A 17,198-nucleotide genomic window follows, 5' to 3' on the forward strand; every position below is an offset into this window, starting at 1 on the left:
CATGGTCGTCTTTGCCATGCAGGGTGATTATGGGAGCGTTCAGCAATAAGCACACTTGTGCTTAAGAATTAGCGTCATCGTGCTCAGTATATTGCGGAACAGTGCTCAGGAATTGGCGTAGGAATCAATCGGATACCATACGGAGATTCGCCCGGAGGAAGGTTACCAGAAGTGTCCTGAGTTCTGGGACAAGGAGTACGCTGCAAAATACGCAAGACTTTGGCAGACCATGAAGCCTGAGACGGAAGTTGAAAAAGCGATTCTGGAAAATGAAATCGGCATGTTTGCCATCTGCGCAGAATCCGAAAACGGATTCGAGTATTGGATTGTGGGAATGTATCAGGGCGGTGATGTGCCGCAAGGATTAGAGCTGTATCCCTTCCCCGCAAGCGACTGGGCCGTTTTTACCGCAAAGGGGCCGATGCCCGGCTCGCTGCAGACCCTGAACACTGCAGTATGGCGGGAATGGTTCCCGAACGACGGCCAGAAGCATCGCGCGAACGGAACGGCTACCCTCGAGGTCTACTCTGCCGGCAACCCTCAGTCTCCGGATTACGAATGCGGCATTTGGGTTCCCGTCCAGGGGATGGACGAGGGTGCCGATGAGTAATTAGCGGGTCAGAGCGTTATCTGCCCTGGTCTTTTTCTTTGATTTTAAAGCCAAGGGTTAGAAAGGGGTGAATTGCTCTCAAAGGATTATCCGCAAAGCTCCACTTCTTCTAGGCAATTCACGCCGGCATCTTGGCAGAGTTTTGCGAGTTTTTTATCGAGCGTCATCAGGGTCGCACCCTTACGACGAGCCAGGCAAAAATAGAGCATGTCGTATACGGGGTGCTTGCGTCTTATCGCCTCAAGGAGCGCCTCGTCGCCGAGTTCCTCAATGGGGACATAGGTATCAACATAGCCGATGGCGATAGCTGCTCGCTTTTGCGCGCATTCCTCAGACATCATTTGAGCAGTGACGTACTTCCAAAATGAATTGCGCACTTCGACGCGAAGCAAGTCGCAGCTTATCAGCTGCTCCCCTTCTTCGAGCAGGGCACGAAGCGCTTCGCCTTTTGGCGTGCTGTTTGCTATTTCGACAGCAGCGCTGGCATCAAGCACGATCACGTTGGGCCTCCGTTTTCCGAATCGCATCCAAATCCCCAACGGCTTCCAGGATTCGATCGGCACGCTCTTCACGCATTAAGCGAATGAGCTCTGCAGCATCGGGAAAACTGGCTGGAATATCGGCTGGCCCAAGTTCGTCAATTCGGTCGTTGAGAGCCCGCCTTCGCTTTGCGCGCTTCCGGCGCTCGCGATCCTCGTCCTCGCTGAGAAGGTCGGTACCATAGGGCGCCGCCCAGAGCGCATCCTTCACAGCCTGTTGAGCCTTGTGCATGCGGAGGAATTCCCTGAGGCCGTAGATGGTCTGCTGGGAAACGCTTCGACACTCCTTGGCTGCGCACTCGCGCAATTCCTCATAGAGATCGTCAGGGAAATCCTTCACTTGCAATGCAGACATGCTTTTTACCTCCGTTTCACATCCATTTTGCATGAATTATAGATGCTGCACGAGACGAGCACAAGCGAAACGACGTGACCTCGTCACGTCAGGGCCTGACCCGAAAGCACTACAATGGAGACGCCATGGCAAGCCGGCAGGCCGGCAAGGTCCGGCGAAGGGGACGCTTTTCCGGTTTCTCTTCGCTCATGCCGCCAATCCAGCCCACGATCTGATACAGTTGGCAGAGCAAAAAGTGACCGCTCGTTCACTATACATGAAAAGCGGCCGTACGCACACCCAGATTTGCGAGGAAAGCAGTGGCCAAAGACACGAAGCAACGGATACTCGACGCGGCGCTCGTCATGTTCGCGCAACGCGGCTACGAGGGCACGAACATGCGCGAGCTCGCGCAGGCGCTCGGGTTGGGCAAATCGGCCCTCTACAAGCATTACGCCAGCAAGGAGGACATCTGGGCCTCCATGCTCGACGCGCTCGAAGCCCACTACTCCAAGAGCTTCGGCTCCGAAGACAACCTGCCTCCCGTTCCAAGCACGTGCGACGAGCTCGTCGAGATGTCGATGAAGATGGTCGGCTTCACCATTCACGACGAGAGGATCGTGCTCACGCGCAGGCTCCTCCTTACCGAGCAGCACCGTGACGAGCGCGCAAGGGCGCTCGCCTCCGAGCACTTCCTGAAAAGGCTCGAGCGCATCTTCACGCACGTGTTTGCGGGCATGATGGACAAGGGCCTGCTGAAGCGCTGCGACCCGCAGCTCCTTGCCCTCGCGTACACCGCGCCCGTGTCGGCGCTCGTCATGGAGTGCGACCGCTACCCGGAAAAGGAGCCCGAGATCACAGAGCGCATCCGCACGTTCGCGACCCGTTTCGCCGAAGCGGCCAAGGAGCAGGGGAAATGAGCGAGAAGTATATTGCAGAAACAGGAGGGTGAGAAACGTGGGAGAGCTCCTTTCCGCTGCCCTTCCGCTGGTGTTGACGGGGATCGCGCTGGCGGTTTTGGCGGCAAGCTGCAGCACGAAAGAACGTCGCAGCCGGGTTAGCGGCGTGAACATGGCCATGGGGGCGTGTTTTGGCCTGTTGCTGGGCGTGGCGCTGAATTACTGCGGCTTGTGGGAAGACCATGCCATCGGATTCGCCTTCGGCCCCCTGTGGGGCATGGCGCTGGGCGCGATCTACAAAGGTGACCGAACGCGATGAGTGGCTGGGCGCTATGATGCGGGACGCCTCGAGCAACAAGGGCTCAAGTTGACGGGCGTCCGACGTTCCCAAAGCACTCGTCCTCGCCCTCAGCGTCCCTCGCGCGTTGGTGCTTCCCAGCTTCTCGCGAGGCGCACAAGCAGAACCGCCCCGACGGCGAGAAGCACGACCAGAGCAGCTACCTCCATGCCGCAGGGCATGAGCACCGACGAGCCGGGAGCCACATCCCGGACCATGAGCGCCTCTTCCGTCGCCCACGGCGCAAGCACCATCCCGAGCACGGCGAACAGCGGCAACGCCTTCAGCAGCGCAGACACGTAGTTGTCGCTGAGCTGCGAGAGGAAGAGCGCGCCCGCAGCGGCAACGAGCCCCCAAGCCACCGTCAGCACCGCGAGAGTCAGCAAGTACTGCCCGTATGTCACGCTCAGCCACGGCACGTAGAAGTGGTTCGCGTAGTTGAGAAGCGGACAGCTCGCAAACGCCAGCGTGCCGCTGAGCGCAAGCGGGATGCCCCACGCCGCCACGTTCGCCAAGGCGAGCAGCGCTGCTGACGACATGCCTGCCGCAATCTGCGTGCGCACGCTTTCGCACCCCGCGCGCGACGTTCGCTGGATGACGCGCATGCCGTGCAGCCGATCACGCGTCATCACGGGTATGAGCAGCAGAATCACGCTCAGCACCGTCCACGACGCCAGATGCCCCGCGTAGCTCATGACACGCTCGAGCATGCCGTGCGGCAGGAACCCGCGCTCGCCTCCTTCGTACGCCGCGAGCATGCGTTGGTCGACGGCAGCCGCCCGCGGCCCAACGAGGCCGCCGCTCCATGGCGCATCGGCGACGTCCGACGCCTCGGCAGCACGCGCAGCAGCAGCCTCCTCCGCCATGTCATAGGATTCCATGAACAACTCAAGCTGCTGAATCGTCGGATAGCTCGTCTCCGAAGCCAACACCTTGGCAAGGTCCGCGTCACGCGGGAGATCCCCCTCGGACGGCCGCTCCGACAGAGCGGCCCGATATGCCGCGTAGCTACCAATGTCCGCTTCAACCGCCTCTGGCAAGTCGGCCACCTGATCGTCGAACGCAGCGATCTCCCTTGCCAGCCGCACGTCGAGCTGCGCACGCTCCTCGGGCTCCATGGTGGGACCGAACTCCTCGAGCCAGCCCTCGGCCAACGCAGCATCAGCCTGGAGATAAGGGCCGTTGTTCAGGTAGCGCAGATCAAAGCTCGCGACCGCCACCCAGTACGCCAAGCCAAGTGCCGCGATGACCACGACCAGACCCGGACGCCATATCTTGCGCATCTCGCAGAGAAACAGCCTCATGCCATCACGCCCCCTTCTCAGCCCGTCCAAGCGAAGGAGAAGTCCTTCTCCGAGCTATCGTCATACAGATACAGAAACGCATCCTCCAAGCATGGCTCGACGGGAACGGCACCGGCAGGCGGACACACCGCGTCTGCGCCGCCTTCGTCACACGCGATGCGCGTGACGACGTGCCCGCCGCGTTGACGCTCGCTCAAGACCCGCCACCCTGGCGGGAGCGGCGCAGGCGAAGCCCGCCCCAGAACCTGCCTCAACGCAGACGGAAGCGGCGCGGGCAGGGGCATCTCGAACACCCTGCCCGCCGCCCGCGCGCATACGCTCGCCGGAGACTCGCAGGCGAACACTCGACCGTCCTTCAGCAAGATGATCTCATCGGCGATGGCCTCCACGTCGGACACGACGTGCGTGGACATGATGACGATGCGATCATCTGCAACCGCGCGCACAAGATTGCGGAACCGCACGCGCTCGCGCGGGTCGAGGCCCGCCGTGGGCTCGTCAAGCACGAGAAGCTGGGGGTCGCAGAGAAGCGCCTGGACAATGCCCACACGGCGCAGCATCCCACCCGAGAGCTCACGCATCTTCCGATCAGCCACGTCCCACAGACCGACCGCGTCAAGCAGGCGGTCGATGTGCGCGTCAGCCTGCGCGCGCGGCATGCGCTGCAACGTCGCGACATAGCGCAGAAATCGTCGCGGCGTGTAACGGGGATAGAAGCCGAACTCCTGCGGAAGATAGCCGAAGCACGCGCGATACCCCTCCCCCAGGCAAAGCACGTCCTCCCCGTTCCACAGAATGCGACCTTCCGTGGGAGCCATCAAGGTGGCCAGCATCTTCATGAGCGTCGTCTTGCCCGCGCCATTCGGTGCCAGAAGCCCGTACACCCCTGGATCAAAGGCAAGCGAGACGTCTTCGAGCACCGTCACCTCTCCGAAACGCTTCGTCACATGATCGACTTGCAGCACGTCATGCCTCCTTCCACCGGCCGCAGGACGCAGCGCCGCAGCTCACCAACGTAGACAAAAGCCGCACCTGCGGCCACAGCCACAAGCACCGCGAGGGGCACCTGCCCAAGCGCCGACGAAGCCGGCGGAAACGCCACGAGCACCGTGCTCACGAGCGCCCATGCGGCTGGCAGCACAAGATAAGCCCATCTCCCCCGCGCAAACCGCTCGCACACAAGCGCTGTGGCGGCGTACGCGAACAGGCTCGAGCACGTCAGCGCCAGAAGCCAGATGAGCGACACCCGCTGTCCCGTCGCACCCCATAGAGCAAGCGCAAGCACCACGGCTGATGCCGTCGACGCGCCGCCAAACAGCAGCATGCGCAGCGCATCGAATATCTGCGGAGAGACGCAGCAGGTCAACCGCCACTCGAGCACCTTGCGCATCGCCTCCTTCCAGCGAACGAGCATGCTTGCCAAGGCGTACAGAAGAGGCGAGCAGGCGAAGAGCAGAGGAGCGAGCAGGTCACCCTGCTGTGCGGCGGCGAGAACGGCGGGCGCAAACACGAGCGCCGATGCGACAAGAGCCAGAAAGAGGCAGTCCTCCACGCCGAATACAAGCTCGCGAACAGGCACCTCGCGCAAGAGACTTGCAAGCTGCGCGCGCAGGCCCATGCGCGCAGGCAGCGCAGCATCCACGATGACGGCGATGCTGCGCTCGCGCTCTGCAGCGCTGGGCAGATCCGCGGCGCCAGGCACGCCTATCGCGTCCCACGCGCTTTTGACCACAGGATCATTCATGGGATCCGAACTCCTTCCTCAAGCGAGCCGCCAAACGGTAGTACCGCGCCTTGACGGCAGACTCTGACATCCCAAGCACCTCAGCGATCTCGGGAAACGTATGCTCGGCATACAGCCTCAGGCGATACACCGCCTGCGATTCAGCGTCGAGCGCGCAGACGTAGGACTCGATCTGCTCAAGCAGCATGCGATCGCACGCCTGAGCCGCGAAGTCCTGCCCGTCAGGCACGTCAGCGTCGCCGAGCGGGGCGACGTCGGCGCGCACGCGCCGCCGCGCGTCAATGACCTTGTGCGCGGCGATGCGGTAGAGCCACGTGCGAAACGAAGCGCGGCGGCGGTCGAATCGCGGAAGGGAATGCAGCGTCGCCATGAAAATGCCCTGCGTCAGGTCAAGCGCATCTTCCTTACGCCCACACTGACGAAACGCGAACGCATACACCTCGTCGTAGTACGCGCGCACAAGCTCCTCGGCCGCCTCGCGCGATCCCCGCCGCTGCACGTCGCGGATGAGCTTCCGCTCCCGCGCGCTGCTCAGCCCGTGCATGTCGCGAGCATCATGCGCGCTAGACGAGCCCTGCGTGCGCTGCGTGTTGTGCACGCTACGTAAGCCCTGCACGTCGCGGATGCCCTTCGCGTCTGTCGCCTTCCCTCCCACCGCCTCACCACCTTTCACTCCTATATTCGCAATCCGCGCCCTTATCGTTGCAAGATATTCCCACATTCTTCTTTATTTAATAGAACATCTGTATTATTATTGAGTTAAGCTTTTCTAGCAGCTTGCACTTTGCCCTTAACGATACACATTCTTGGGATCTTGATTAAAAGCGCAGGCTGGCTTTAGGCATGCCCCCGAAAGGAAGCATCATGGGAAAGTACATCTACGATGCCGTGTTTCACGCTGCAGAAGAAGGCGGCTACTGGGCTGACGCACCTGACCTTCCCGGATGCGTGAGCGAAGGTGACACGATAAACGAAGCTGCGAGCATGATGGCCGATGCGATGAAGACCTACGTAGCATCCCTGCTGCTGCATGGAGACGAGGTTCCCGTCTCTCACATCGGCCACGAAGCCGATGACGGGGAGATCGTCATAGCCGTGTTCTTCGAAACGGACGAGAGCTATGTCATACGCGGCAAAGTTGCGTCAGCCGCCCAAGCCGCCCGCGATCTAGGCGTTTCAGCGGGGCGCGTAACCCACATGATCGACGCAGGGCTGCTTGACGGCTATCGCAGCGGCAGACGCACTTACGTGAGCGTCGAGTCCATCAAGAAGAGGAAAGCCGACCCACGCAGCGCGGGAAGACCGCGAAAAGAAGCCTTGCAGGGATGAGCCCGCGGCCGTGACTGCGCTGAGAATCTCAAACGACTCTCTGATCAAACAGCTCACCGCTCAATGCAAGCTTTGCGCTGCTCAACTTGATACGCCTCGGCGATCGCAGAGGGGCCGTCCCACCACAGCTTGAGCGAGTCGTCAAAGAGCTGCGCACCGACGTTCGACGAGAGAAGTCCTAGCAGCGCCTGCGCCGTGCTTGTTTGCTCATACGCGGCAATCTGCTCAGCAGCCATAACGGCCGTGAGGTCAATGGCGCTCTCGATCATCTGCCTGCTCGCCGTCATGCCTCCTCACTCCCCTCAAAGGTCAGGCAACTCAAGGATTTGCTGCTGCGGAAGCAGAACTGGTCAGACAGCCTCTCGGGAAGCAGAAGCCCGATGCATATCTCGTCAGCCTGCTTCGAGCCAAGCGGACCGAACACATCGGCCATATAAGCAGCGATGGTGGCGTTCGTCTGATCGTTGGCTACCTTGCCTACAATGACGTCACAGGGCAGGCACTTCTCGAGAACGAGGGGGAACGCGCCGTCCTTCCGGTGGGCAACAACGCAGTGAAGCCAGGCAGCATCAGCGGAATCGAACGCCATCACGTTGAGCTCTTCCACCGGCGCGTGAAACGTGAACCGCGACACATATCCGCAGGGCGCCCCAGCTGCCACGATCTTGTTCGCCTTGGCCTTTCTGAGGGATAGCCTGGCAAAACTTCGGGCCTGCTGAAGCGAAGTGGTGAGGTAGAACCCTCGGCCGAAGTCCTTGTGCAGCGCGCATTTCGAGAGATCCGGATCAGAGACTTCAGTGTAGCTGCCGTGGTAGAGCGACAGGCCGTCAGCGAGCTTACGCATGTTCCTCGGCCTCCCGTCGGTTGACGTAGGCGGCGACGTCCTCAAACACGGCTTCGTCGCCCTCAAGGTGCAGCAGGTCATAGTTCTGCTCAATGTAGGCTGTCACGTCGTACTTCGCGAAGCGCTGGGATACCTGGCCGAGCGTCGCATCCCAGGTGCGCATGGCGCAGCGAGCCATGCGCACCTGCATGTAGGTTATCTCCCTCTGACGGTCCACGTGCGGCTCCTCTGGATTGTCGACAACGCCCATGACAAAGCCATTCTAAATCAGATGAGCATCGCGTTTCAAATCAAGCGTTGCCTCGCGCATCGGCGCTTCCCACTGTCTCCCACCGCCCCGCCATCCTTTACTTCCACACTCTGGCTGCGCCCGACATGCAACCGCCTTGGCTGCGCCTCTGGCCAACGCGATATGTGAGCGTGCCGAGAATCACATGGCGCTTGCGCTGAAATGGGTTAAAATAGCCAACGCGAAAGCGGGCCTGTAGCTCAACGGTGGAGCAGGGGACTCATAATCCTTTGGTTGTCGGTTCGAATCCGGCCGGGCCCACCACTTCGACACCGACCGTACCCTCAGCCGAGGGTACGCCTGTCTCTAGCGCCGCGCACCCCCGCGGAGCCGACGCGCCCCTCATCTGAGTACGAAAGACGAGGCTGTGGAATACCTGATCATCTGCCCGCTCGCGTTCGTGGCGGGCTTCGTTGACGCCATCGCCGGAGGCGGCGGGCTCATATCGCTCCCCGCGTTCGTGCTCGCGGGGCTGCCCATGCACGCCTCCCTCGGCACGAACAAGCTCTCGAACTCCCTCGGCACGCTCATCGCGACCATCCGCTACGCGCGCGCCGGCTACATGGTGCGCGCCTTCGTGCTGGTCGCCGTGCCGTGCGCGCTTGCCGGCTCGTATGCGGGCAGCAACGCCGCGCTGCTCGCAAGCGACACGGCGCTCAAGGTGGTCATGCTCGTGGCGCTGCCCGCCATGGCGGCGTTCGTCCTGCGCACCAAGGACCTCGACTCCTTCGCGCGCACCGCCATCCCGCGCCGCCGCGCGCTCTGCATCACCGCGGCGATCGCGCTCGGCGTGGGGTTCTACGACGGCTTCTACGGCCCGGGCACGGGCACGCTGCTCATGCTCGCGCTCACGGCCCTCGCGCGCCAGGACGTGCGCACCGCCGCGGGGACCACCAAGGCCATCAACCTGTCCACCAACCTCGCCGCACTCGCGGTGTTCTTGGTGAACGGCGTGGTGGTCCTGCCCCTGGGCCTCGCGGCGGGCGCGTTCAACATCGCGGGCAACTACCTGGGAGCGGGCGCGTTCTCGGGCAAGGGCTCGGCCATCGCGCGGCCCATCATGCTCGTGGTGATGGCGCTCTTCTTCTGCAAGGTGATCGCCGACCTCGCCGGCGAGCTCTGCCTGTAGCGCCCCGCGTCTCCCGATCACGTGACGAAGAAGGGTTCAGGGGGACAGGGGCGAGGCCCTTGCCCTACAATGGCGCATGACAGACGAATCGCGCAAAGCCCTTCCGGGAAGGAGACGCCAGCCATGTTCCGTGAGATGAGACGCAAGAAGCAGATGCTGTCGCACGAGGAGTGCGCGGCGATCCTCGCGCGGGGGACCTCAGGGGTCCTGGCGCTCGCCGGCGACGAGGGCTACCCCTACACGGTGCCGCTCAGCTACGTGTTCGACGGCGAGAGCCTCTACTTCCACAGCGCGCTCGCCGGGCACAAGATCGACGCCATCGCGCACAACGACAAGGCGTCGTTCTGCGTGATCGACCAGGACGATGTGGTGGCGAAGGAGTACACCACGTACTTCCGCAGCGTGATCGCCTTCGGGCGGGCGCACATCATCGAAGACCCCGTGGAGAAGCGACACGCGCTCGACCTGCTGGCAGCGCGCTACACGCCCGACGACGAGGAAGGCCGCCAAGCCGAGGCCGACAAGCTCTTCGACCGCACCTGCATGATCCGCCTCGCCATCGAGCACCTCAGCGGCAAGGAGGCCATCGAGCTCGCACGCGCCCGCGCGTAACGCGCGCCGGCGGCTGCCGCAAGCGGCGCACCTGCGCACCCGCCGACCACACGACCGCTTGGAGCCGCGCGCCCGCACCCGCCGGCTGCCGCAAGCGGCGCACCTGCGCCCGCCGGCCGCCCTCCTACACGTGGTTGTCCAAGTCCAGCTGCATGAGGTGGACGTTCTCGCGCATGCGCTTGGCGGCGGCGCGGCTCAGGCGCTCCTCCTCGTACATCGTCTGGATCTGCTCGAGCTCGAGCTGCAGGGCGTAGCGGCGGATGTCGTCGGTGCGGCTGACCGTCTTGATGACCGTCGACACGCTCGGCGTGGCGCTCATGAGCTTGCGCTTGTTGCCCTGGTACTCGAGCAGCAGCGCGGCGGCGTCCTCGGTGGGCACCTCGGTCGACGCCACCTTCTCCTCCAAACGCGCGATCGCGTACGTCGCCGTCTCAACCTGCAGCTTGCGCTGCTCCTCGGCGCGCAGGCTCATGTTGGAGTTGGTGGGCAGCTCGATCAGCATGCTGTGCAGGCCGCGGCGCATGATGGCACGCACGCGGATCCACAGGTGCTTGGGCGACAGGCGGCCCGCATGGTGCTCGAGCAACTGCTCGACCTGCTCGAGGCGCGCGAGGTAGGCGTACCCCACCATGCCCGACACGCCCTTCTGCTCGATCAGCTCAAGCGTGCGCTCGCGCTCCCAATGCAGCGCCTCGATGCGCAGCCTCACGTTCGGCTCGTCCTCCATGTCGTTGATCTCCTTGATGCGCTCGAGCCGGTCGTTGTACGAGCGGATGACCGCCTGCGTCTCCAGGCGGTTCTGCGGCGTCTGCCGCGAGGTCAGCTCCTCGATCACGCTGCGCATGATCTCCAGGTTGCACTCCACCTCGCGCTTCTTCGCGTCAAGCTCGGCCTGCTTCGCGTCGCGCCTCGGCGCCAGAAGCGGCACCACGAACGTGGCGAGCAGCAGCGTGCACACGATGACGCCGCAAGCCAGGAAGATGATGAGGTCGCGCTGCGGGAAGCGGACGCCAGGCGCGATGAACACCGGGATGGTGAACAGGATCGACAGCGTGATGGTCCCCTTCGCGCCGCACAGCGTGGTGATGAGCGAGGTCTTCGCGTCGGAAAGCTTGAAGGGGCGCTTCCCCACCCTCCGCACGAAGGCGTACTCCATGGCCAGGCACCACGCGAAGCGCACGGCCAGAAGGACGAACGTGAGCCCGATCACGTATCCGACGAGCATACCGTTGCCGATGGACACGTCATCCCAGGTGTGGCGCATGGCGTTGGGCAGCTGCGTGCCCAGAAGCACGAACACGACGCCGTTGAGCGCGAAGGTGAGCACGCGCCACACGCTCGACGAGACGATGTTCATGCGCGCCACCGCCGGCCCGATCGTGCGCGGCGAGATGACGTTCACCAGGCCCGCCACCACCACGGCGATGATCCCGCTCACGTGGAGCGCGCCCGAGATGAGGTACACGAGGAACGGCGTGAACACCTCGAACAGCACGTGGAAGGTGGTGTTCTCAACGCCGATGTCGCGCACCTTGCGCACGATGAAGTTGCCCACCGCGCCGAGCACGACGCCCACCACCAGGCCGCCGAAGAACTCGACGAGGAAGTCGGCGGTGGCGTCGAAGAGCGAGAACGCGCCCGTGATGGCCGCGGCGAGCGCGAACTGGAACGACACGATGCCCGAGGCGTCGTTCAGGAGCAGCTCGCCTTTGAGGATGCTCTTCTGGCGCTCGGGGATGTCGATCTGCTTGGAGAGCGACGACACGGCCACGGCGTCGGTCGGGCCGAGCGCGGCGCCGAGCGCGAAGGCGGCGGCCAGGCCGATCGAGGGGATGACGGCGTTCACCGCGAAGCCGATGATGAGCGTGGTGACGACCACGAGCCCGATGGCCAGCGACAGGATGGGCTTCCGGTCGCGCCACAGCAGCACCTTGTCGGCGTGCTTCGCCTCGTCGTAGAGCAGGGGCGCGATGAAGAACACCAGGAACAGCTCCGGGTCGAGCGCGATCTGGATGCTCCCCGAGGCGAACAGCGCGACCACCACGCCGAGCGCGATCTGGATGAGCGGAAGCGACACCTTGGGAACGATCTGGTCGATGACAGACGATACGAGGACGGCGGCAAGCAGCAGCAGCCCGAGCGTGAGCGTTTCCACGCAGGGACCTCCTTCGGGCAGTATGTTTCTGTTTCGTGTTTCGCCTTCATTGTAAGGAAAAAGCTCAGCGTCACCCGCCCTGCGCGCTCGAAGGCACGGGTTCTTCAGAAAAGCGTGACCGAAGCGTTACATGCGGGGCGTCGGGAGCGGAAGCGGGGCGTCGGGGACGTGATCGGAGTCGTGATCGGGGCCGCGGGCTGCGACGCGCAGCAAGAGCGCCCCGCCACAGCACCAGCCAGCCGCGCCCCCTCCCCGAGCAGCAAAAAAGCCCCTCGACGAGGGGCTTTCGAAATTCGTGGTGCACCATGAAGGACTCGAACCTTCGACCTTGGGATTAAGAGTCCCCTGCTCTACCAACTAAGCTAATGGTGCAAAAGTCGTTCGCGCTCAAAGCTCACGCTCAAAGCGCTTTGCTATTTTAGGCCAAGCGCCGCGTTTGCGCAAGACCCTTTTTCAAGCAATTCGCGCGCTGGGGTGGATGATGGGACTCGAACCCACGATCTCCAGAGCCACAATCTGGCGCCTTAGCCAACTAGGCCACACCCACCATGGCGCAAGGCAATATTATAGGGATGCGACCCTGACCTTGCAAGAGGAAATTTCGCGTATTTCCGAAGTTTCTGCCCGAACAGACGCAACGCGGCCCCAAACGCGCCCGCCACGCGCTATCATCTAAGGCATCGCAAAACATATCTGCACGCATCCCCTCCGGGGGACCGGCTCGAGAAAGCACCCTATGGAAATCAAGACATCTTCCGACAAGCGCTTCGCGCTGCTCATCGACGCCGACAACGTGTCGGCGCGCTACATCAAGCCCATCCTCAACGAGCTGTCGAAGTACGGCACCGTCACCATCAAGCGCATCTACGGCGACTGGACGCTCACGCTGCACGCCAAGTGGAAGGACGCGCTGCTCGAGAACTCGATCACGCCCATCCAGCAGTTCGGCTACACGCAGGGCAAGAACGCCACCGACTCGGCCATGATCATCGACGCCATGGACATCCTCTACACGGAGTCGGTCGACGGGTTCTGCATCGTGTCGAGCGACTCGGACTTCACGCGCCTGGCGAGCCGCCTGCGCGAGAGCGGCCGCACCGTCATCGGCATGGGCGAGAAGAAGACCCCCACGCCCTTCCGCCGCGCGTGCGACGTGTTCACCACGCTCGAGCTGCTCATCGACAGGCGCGGCAAGAGCGGCAACGCCAACGGCCCCGCCATGTCGAAGGACGAGGTGGAGCAGGCCGTGGTCGACATCATCACCGATAACCAGAACAACGGCAAGTCCACCGGCCTCGGCGAGGTGGGAAGCCGCCTGCTCAAGCGCTACCCCGACTTCGACGTGCGCAGCTACGGCACGAACCTGCTCTCGAAGCTCCTCAGCGAGTTCACGCGCGTGCGCATCACGAAGGACCACAGCTCGGTGACCGTCGAGCTCACCGAGGGCGGCGAGGACAAGCGCGAGGAGAAGGCCGCGAAGGCGGACGACCGACGCGAGGACAAGGCTGCGAAGGCCGAGGACCGACGCGAGGAGAAGCGTCCGCGCCGGTCCTCGAAGACCTCCAAGGCCGCGCCTCAGCAAACAGCTGAGGAAGCTGCGGCGGCGAAGCCCGAGGAAGGCGAAGGAACTGGCGAAGTGGCCGCCGAAGCTGTCGGGGCGTCTGAGGAGAAAGCCGCTGAGAAGGTCGCTGGGACATCTGAGGAGAAGAGCGTTGAAAAGACCGGCGAAAAGCCGGCCGAGAAGCCGGCGGCCCCGAAGCGCAGCCGCCGCAGCCACCGCGTCTCGCCCAAGACGGCCGCCAAGGCGGAGAAGCCCGAGGCTACGCCCGATGCGATGGAACCAGCGGCCGCGCCTGTATCCGAGCCTACGTCAGCAGAGTCAAAGCCGGCCATTCCCGCATCAGAGCCTGCGGCCGAAGCAGCTCCCAAGCCCACGCCGCTCGAGGCTACCCCCGCTCCCGCGACCGAAGCTGCCCCCACTCCCAAGCCCGCTCCCGCAGCCGAAGCCGACTCCCCCGCTCCCGCCAAGAAACCAGCGCGCAAATCGCGCCGCCGCTCGGGCAAGAAGGCGACGGCTGCGCCCGAGACGCCGCAGGACTACATCCGCCAGCTCGTGCGCGAGTCCGGCGCGACGGGCATCGAGCTTTCCCAGATCAGCGAGTCCGTGCGCGCGAAGTTCAAGGACTTCAAGGTGCGCGACCTCGGCTTCTCGCAGCTGCGCCAGTACGTGAGCAGCATCGACGACTTCTCCATCGAGAAGATCGGCAAGAGCATCATCGTCAAGCTCGCCGAATAACCAGCATCGGAGCCCCGCAAGGGGCTCCTTCATCATCCAGTGAGCAGCAAACGCACCCCACCGTCCCCAGCCCCACCCGAATCGCACGCTGGCGCGGAACGAGAGTCCGCCAAATCGCTACCGAGCATTCACCGAAGCCCGCTGGATGACGCCCTCGATGATGGCAGCAGAGACTTTGCGCGCCTCGGGAAATCCCTGCCGTACGAGCGCGTCAGCCTCCTCCTCCAATGCGCCAGGGATCATGCGGGCAAGTTCATCGAACGAGTCCATGGCCAGCCGAAGCGGAACCCCGCACGATGCCGCGGCCCTCTCGACGGCATCTCGCGTCACGTGATCTATCCGCCGATCTCCTCCGAAAGAAACGCCCATCTCCAAGTAGATCTCGGGATAGAGCACGGTGCTGGCAACATCATACAAAGGCGCAACTTCCTGCGTGCGCCACTCCGCATCATAGAGCAGAGAATAGTTCTTCAGATGGTTATCGCAGTTGCCTACGAGATAGTGGAAGAACGTGTACTCGAGCAGCAAGCTCTTCTCGCCGAAAGCATTGGCGCAATGGCGATGGGCGGTATCGGCGAGCAGCGACAGATAGCGCCCATCGGTCGGCTCGTACTTGAGCGCGACCGAGGCAGCTTGGCAGAAGTCCTCTTGATGCAGGCGGCGTGGCACGAGAAGCCCGTCAATGTCCGAAGCGCCGTTTTCAATGATGCGGTCAAAGCGCTTGACCGCGAGAAGAGGCTCGTCCTCACCGCAGTCGATGAGCGAGCAATGAGCAGTGGGCAAGCCGCAGCGCCTCGCCACGCCCAGGCAGAGCGCCTCGTTGACGGTCTCCCGCGGAAAGCGAGCGCCGTCAGCGGCTTTGACGATATGGGTCGAAGGAGCGCTCCCCATGGGGTAGAACCAGCGCCCCGAAGCCGCATCGCAATAAAGACCCACCTTGGCCATGGCGCCCGAGAGGGAGAGTCGGGTCTTGCCCATTACGGCAACAGCGGTCTCAAGGGGGCGGCGTGCGAACGTCTCGAAGAAGCGAGGCTCGACCGGCTCATAAGTCGCCGTACGATGCGGATCGCCCTCTCCCGTGGAGAACAGGATCGCCCCGATGGACTCGTCGTTCAGCCTTTCCAGGAACGGCGCGTACTCCCCCCTTTCCGCATGGAGGATCCGGGCAAATTCCAACCGTGCTGTTCCCTCGGGAATAAGAGCCCCGAAGAACCGAGCAGTCGCGGCTTCTGAGTAGGGCGCGCGGCGCACGGGAAGAGCAACCGAGATGGGCTGACCCTCGTAGGAAGGGTCATAGGCAAACTCAATGCTCCCGGAGGAAGAGGAGATGCTCCCCACGAGCTCGAGACTTCCGCGGTATTCGCGCCAGACGGACAGGCTACTCATCTTTCCCTCTAATCTGCAACCATAGGTCGATGCCGAGGCCATTTGCGATGCGCAGCACCGTCTCAAAAGCAACCGTCGGCTTGCCACGCTCTATCTCGCTGATGAGTCGCTGGCTGCAGCCGGCAAAGGCGGCAATGTCCGTCTGGGTGTAGCCGAGCTCTCGGCGTCGCAGGCGCAGCACCTGCCCCACTTCCGCCATGCTATAGCATTGCGTGCGTGCCGCTTGGTCAAATCGCGCGTCAAGTTTTGTTCTCATAGCGTTCCTTATTACCTATAGGTATTGTATTGCGCAGTGTAGCATAGAAAAGAACCTATAGGTAATAGAGTGCGCCTCTCATATCTTGGCGTACGTAAATGCGTACGCCATGCTGACGGATAACGGAAGCGAAAAAAGGAGCGGCCATGACCTCGAATGTCAGCGCCATCCGTATGTCCATGTTGACGCTCACCTCGTATTCCCCAGTTCCTTGAATGCGCTTCGTGCGCAAGGACGGATGCCAAGGGTTCTCGGCCAAGATGCGAAGCTTGTCATCGACCATCCCTCGCTCTGCAGCGGTGAGCTTGGCATAGCGCTTCGCGAAGCTCTTCTCAAGCTGGATCCTGTACCTCATCTACACCGCCTTATGCAGATCGGCGATCAGCTCCTCCACATCATCGTACACCTTCGCCTCGCCGGCTGCTGCGGCGACGCGCGCCTGCGTTGCAAGCGCCTCAAGCTCTGCGGCCTTTTCCTTGGGATAGACGACGACGGGAACGAGCACGACGTTGCCTCCGTCAACGACTATGTCAAACATATCGCCCTTTTCCAAGCCCAGCTCTTTCAAGACAGGCTTCGGAATGGTAACCTGCGACCGATCTTTAAGCTCCGCCAGCATGTTCAGCCTTTCGTTGTGCAATTTCAGAGTTTCTGAAATTATATCATGTGCAAAGACCCTCCGCTCCGATCGCTCAATAGCAATAAAAGCATGCGGCGACACGGAGTATTCCCCCGCACGTTTGCCGCTGCTATAATGCGGGTAGCCAGCAAAGCCCGTGTTGTTAAACCGGTTACGGGCGGCGCGGGTGATTGGATCAAGAGCGGTAGCTGCAACTACCGCTCCTTCTCCTTACCCTTGTCATCCGATCGTGAATTGCACTCTTTCCAAACGTCGAGGACGAACTCCCCGATGGTCGCAATAGCAGCCATGATGAAAAGAACTTTCTCGACCATAGGCGATCACCTCCTTCCAGAAGGCGCCGCCCACGTCGGACTTTGCTGGCACGCTGATTGTACGGCGGAACGCGTCAAGCGGACCGTGAATCTCGCGCTATTAAAACTATCTATCCCGAAGCTTGACTTCCCGCTTTTCGAGCCGACATGAGCAGGCGGCCCCTCGGTAGAGAGGCCGCCT

21 protein-coding genes and 3 tRNA genes are annotated in these 17,198 nt (G+C 62.5%); 8 read left to right on the forward strand and 16 right to left on the reverse strand.

Annotation, left to right across the window (positions count from 1 at the left end):
* The first annotated feature begins 127 nt into the window (after nt 1-127).
* The gene (locus G7Y49_RS01395) at nt 128-610 is read left to right on the forward strand and encodes a GyrI-like domain-containing protein (RefSeq protein ID WP_165170739.1); all 483 of its coding nucleotides are present in this window, start codon (nt 128-130) and stop codon (nt 608-610) included.
* Between the two features lie 86 nt (nt 611-696).
* On the opposite strand, the gene G7Y49_RS01400 is transcribed toward G7Y49_RS01395, so the two are convergent.
* A complete protein-coding gene (locus tag G7Y49_RS01400) occupies nt 697-1,110 on the reverse strand; it encodes a type II toxin-antitoxin system VapC family toxin (RefSeq protein WP_241157218.1) in 414 nt (137 codons plus the stop codon).
* Nucleotides 1,097-1,504, reverse strand: coding sequence for a hypothetical protein (locus G7Y49_RS01405; protein ID WP_165170500.1), 408 nt, complete (start codon nt 1,502-1,504; stop codon nt 1,097-1,099). The genes G7Y49_RS01400 and G7Y49_RS01405 overlap by 14 nt, the downstream gene beginning before the upstream one ends.
* Before the next feature lie 299 nt (nt 1,505-1,803).
* Between G7Y49_RS01405 and G7Y49_RS01410 the strand changes: the two genes are divergently transcribed.
* Nucleotides 1,804-2,403 (forward strand): TetR/AcrR family transcriptional regulator, encoded by a 600-nt coding sequence (locus G7Y49_RS01410; RefSeq protein WP_165170502.1) that lies wholly within the window; start codon nt 1,804-1,806, stop codon nt 2,401-2,403.
* 37 nt (nt 2,404-2,440) lie between these two features.
* Nucleotides 2,441-2,701 (forward strand): iron-containing alcohol dehydrogenase, encoded by a 261-nt coding sequence (locus tag G7Y49_RS01415; protein WP_165170504.1) that lies wholly within the window; start codon nt 2,441-2,443, stop codon nt 2,699-2,701.
* An 89-nt stretch (nt 2,702-2,790) separates the two neighbouring features.
* On the opposite strand, the gene G7Y49_RS01420 is transcribed toward G7Y49_RS01415, so the two are convergent.
* From G7Y49_RS01420 to G7Y49_RS01435, 4 genes are read right to left on the reverse strand one after another with little or no spacing between them, the layout of a single operon-like run.
* Nucleotides 2,791-4,023, reverse strand: coding sequence for a hypothetical protein (locus G7Y49_RS01420; RefSeq protein ID WP_165170506.1), 1,233 nt, complete (start codon nt 4,021-4,023; stop codon nt 2,791-2,793).
* A gap of 17 nt (nt 4,024-4,040) precedes the next feature.
* On the reverse strand, nt 4,041-4,988 hold the full coding sequence (locus G7Y49_RS01425; protein ID WP_165170508.1) for an ABC transporter ATP-binding protein: 948 nt from the start codon (nt 4,986-4,988) through the stop codon (nt 4,041-4,043).
* Entirely contained in the window at nt 4,967-5,767 is an 801-nt protein-coding gene (locus tag G7Y49_RS01430) for a hypothetical protein (protein ID WP_165170510.1), read from the reverse strand. Before G7Y49_RS01430 ends, G7Y49_RS01425 begins: the two co-directional genes overlap by 22 nt.
* Complete coding sequence (locus G7Y49_RS01435) at nt 5,760-6,422, reverse strand: RNA polymerase sigma factor (protein ID WP_206214507.1); 663 nt, start codon at nt 6,420-6,422, stop codon at nt 5,760-5,762. Before G7Y49_RS01435 ends, G7Y49_RS01430 begins: the two co-directional genes overlap by 8 nt.
* A gap of 209 nt (nt 6,423-6,631) precedes the next feature.
* Between G7Y49_RS01435 and G7Y49_RS01440 the strand changes: the two genes are divergently transcribed.
* Complete coding sequence (locus G7Y49_RS01440; RefSeq protein ID WP_165170512.1) at nt 6,632-7,096, forward strand: type II toxin-antitoxin system HicB family antitoxin; 465 nt, start codon at nt 6,632-6,634, stop codon at nt 7,094-7,096.
* Between the two features lie 53 nt (nt 7,097-7,149).
* On the opposite strand, the gene G7Y49_RS01445 is transcribed toward G7Y49_RS01440, so the two are convergent.
* The 3 genes from G7Y49_RS01445 to G7Y49_RS01455 are packed head-to-tail and all read right to left on the reverse strand — an operon-like array spanning nt 7,150 to nt 8,157.
* A complete protein-coding gene (locus G7Y49_RS01445; protein WP_165170514.1) occupies nt 7,150-7,383 on the reverse strand; it encodes a hypothetical protein in 234 nt (77 codons plus the stop codon).
* Nucleotides 7,380-7,940 (reverse strand): DUF3990 domain-containing protein, encoded by a 561-nt coding sequence (locus G7Y49_RS01450; protein ID WP_165170516.1) that lies wholly within the window; start codon nt 7,938-7,940, stop codon nt 7,380-7,382. The genes G7Y49_RS01445 and G7Y49_RS01450 overlap by 4 nt, the downstream gene beginning before the upstream one ends.
* The gene (locus G7Y49_RS01455; protein WP_165170518.1) at nt 7,933-8,157 is read right to left on the reverse strand and encodes a DUF3791 domain-containing protein; all 225 of its coding nucleotides are present in this window, start codon (nt 8,155-8,157) and stop codon (nt 7,933-7,935) included. Before G7Y49_RS01455 ends, G7Y49_RS01450 begins: the two co-directional genes overlap by 8 nt.
* Nucleotides 8,158-8,418: 261 nt before the next feature.
* Between G7Y49_RS01455 and G7Y49_RS01460 the strand changes: the two genes are divergently transcribed.
* The 3 genes from G7Y49_RS01460 (at nt 8,419) to G7Y49_RS01470 (ending at nt 9,970) form a co-directional block, all read left to right on the forward strand.
* Nucleotides 8,419-8,493: transfer RNA gene (locus G7Y49_RS01460), tRNA-Ile, on the forward strand.
* Between the two features lie 103 nt (nt 8,494-8,596).
* Entirely contained in the window at nt 8,597-9,358 is a 762-nt protein-coding gene (locus G7Y49_RS01465; RefSeq protein ID WP_165170520.1) for a TSUP family transporter, read from the forward strand.
* Nucleotides 9,359-9,481: 123 nt separating this feature from the next.
* A complete protein-coding gene (locus G7Y49_RS01470) occupies nt 9,482-9,970 on the forward strand; it encodes a pyridoxamine 5'-phosphate oxidase family protein (protein WP_165170522.1) in 489 nt (162 codons plus the stop codon).
* Between the two features lie 124 nt (nt 9,971-10,094).
* On the opposite strand, the gene G7Y49_RS01475 is transcribed toward G7Y49_RS01470, so the two are convergent.
* From G7Y49_RS01475 to G7Y49_RS01485, 3 genes are all read right to left on the reverse strand, one after another.
* Entirely contained in the window at nt 10,095-12,125 is a 2,031-nt protein-coding gene (locus G7Y49_RS01475) for a sodium:proton antiporter (RefSeq protein ID WP_165170524.1), read from the reverse strand.
* Between the two features lie 296 nt (nt 12,126-12,421).
* Nucleotides 12,422-12,497, reverse strand: a tRNA-Lys gene (locus G7Y49_RS01480).
* Nucleotides 12,498-12,595: 98 nt separating this feature from the next.
* Nucleotides 12,596-12,672, reverse strand: a tRNA-His gene (locus G7Y49_RS01485).
* Nucleotides 12,673-12,861: 189 nt separating this feature from the next.
* On the opposite strand from G7Y49_RS01485, the gene G7Y49_RS01490 reads away from it, so the two are divergent.
* The gene (locus G7Y49_RS01490) at nt 12,862-14,421 is read left to right on the forward strand and encodes an NYN domain-containing protein (RefSeq protein WP_165170526.1); all 1,560 of its coding nucleotides are present in this window, start codon (nt 12,862-12,864) and stop codon (nt 14,419-14,421) included.
* Nucleotides 14,422-14,538: 117 nt separating this feature from the next.
* On the opposite strand, the gene G7Y49_RS01495 is transcribed toward G7Y49_RS01490, so the two are convergent.
* The 4 genes from G7Y49_RS01495 to G7Y49_RS01510 are packed head-to-tail and all read right to left on the reverse strand — an operon-like array spanning nt 14,539 to nt 16,682.
* Nucleotides 14,539-15,807, reverse strand: a complete 1,269-nt coding sequence (locus tag G7Y49_RS01495) for a HipA domain-containing protein (protein WP_165170528.1) — start codon at nt 15,805-15,807, stop codon at nt 14,539-14,541.
* Complete coding sequence (locus G7Y49_RS01500) at nt 15,800-16,063, reverse strand: helix-turn-helix domain-containing protein (RefSeq protein ID WP_206214508.1); 264 nt, start codon at nt 16,061-16,063, stop codon at nt 15,800-15,802. The genes G7Y49_RS01495 and G7Y49_RS01500 overlap by 8 nt, the downstream gene beginning before the upstream one ends.
* A gap of 55 nt (nt 16,064-16,118) precedes the next feature.
* Nucleotides 16,119-16,418 carry a hypothetical protein gene (locus G7Y49_RS12035; protein ID WP_206214509.1) on the reverse strand — a complete coding sequence of 100 codons (300 nt, stop codon included), beginning with the start codon at nt 16,416-16,418 and terminating at the stop codon, nt 16,119-16,121.
* Nucleotides 16,419-16,682, reverse strand: coding sequence for an AbrB/MazE/SpoVT family DNA-binding domain-containing protein (locus tag G7Y49_RS01510; protein WP_165170530.1), 264 nt, complete (start codon nt 16,680-16,682; stop codon nt 16,419-16,421).
* Between the last annotated feature and the right edge of the window lie 516 nt (nt 16,683-17,198).

It is taken from the genome of Adlercreutzia sp. ZJ242 (assembly GCF_011038995.1).
In the GTDB taxonomy this organism is placed as follows: Bacteria; Actinomycetota; Coriobacteriia; order Coriobacteriales; family Eggerthellaceae; genus CAAEEV01.

What these genes read in the sequence shown, in the direction of transcription:
- G7Y49_RS01445 (WP_165170514.1), bottom strand. Translation starts at nt 7,383, where the DNA reads ATGACGGCGAGCAGGCAGATGATCGAGAGCGCCATTGACCTCACGGCC.
- G7Y49_RS12035 (WP_206214509.1), bottom strand. Translation starts at nt 16,418, where the DNA reads ATGAGGTACAGGATCCAGCTTGAGAAGAGCTTCGCGAAGCGCTATGCC.
- G7Y49_RS01420 (WP_165170506.1), bottom strand. Translation starts at nt 4,023, where the DNA reads ATGAGGCTGTTTCTCTGCGAGATGCGCAAGATATGGCGTCCGGGTCTG.
- G7Y49_RS01470 (WP_165170522.1), top strand. Translation starts at nt 9,482, where the DNA reads ATGTTCCGTGAGATGAGACGCAAGAAGCAGATGCTGTCGCACGAGGAG.
- G7Y49_RS01430 (WP_165170510.1), bottom strand. Translation starts at nt 5,767, where the DNA reads ATGAATGATCCTGTGGTCAAAAGCGCGTGGGACGCGATAGGCGTGCCT.
- G7Y49_RS01405 (WP_165170500.1), bottom strand. Translation starts at nt 1,504, where the DNA reads ATGTCTGCATTGCAAGTGAAGGATTTCCCTGACGATCTCTATGAGGAA.
- G7Y49_RS01440 (WP_165170512.1), top strand. Translation starts at nt 6,632, where the DNA reads ATGGGAAAGTACATCTACGATGCCGTGTTTCACGCTGCAGAAGAAGGC.
- G7Y49_RS01490 (WP_165170526.1), top strand. Translation starts at nt 12,862, where the DNA reads ATGGAAATCAAGACATCTTCCGACAAGCGCTTCGCGCTGCTCATCGAC.
- G7Y49_RS01495 (WP_165170528.1), bottom strand. Translation starts at nt 15,807, where the DNA reads ATGAGTAGCCTGTCCGTCTGGCGCGAATACCGCGGAAGTCTCGAGCTC.
- G7Y49_RS01500 (WP_206214508.1), bottom strand. Translation starts at nt 16,063, where the DNA reads ATGAGAACAAAACTTGACGCGCGATTTGACCAAGCGGCACGCACGCAA.
- G7Y49_RS01510 (WP_165170530.1), bottom strand. Translation starts at nt 16,682, where the DNA reads ATGCTGGCGGAGCTTAAAGATCGGTCGCAGGTTACCATTCCGAAGCCT.
- G7Y49_RS01450 (WP_165170516.1), bottom strand. Translation starts at nt 7,940, where the DNA reads ATGCGTAAGCTCGCTGACGGCCTGTCGCTCTACCACGGCAGCTACACT.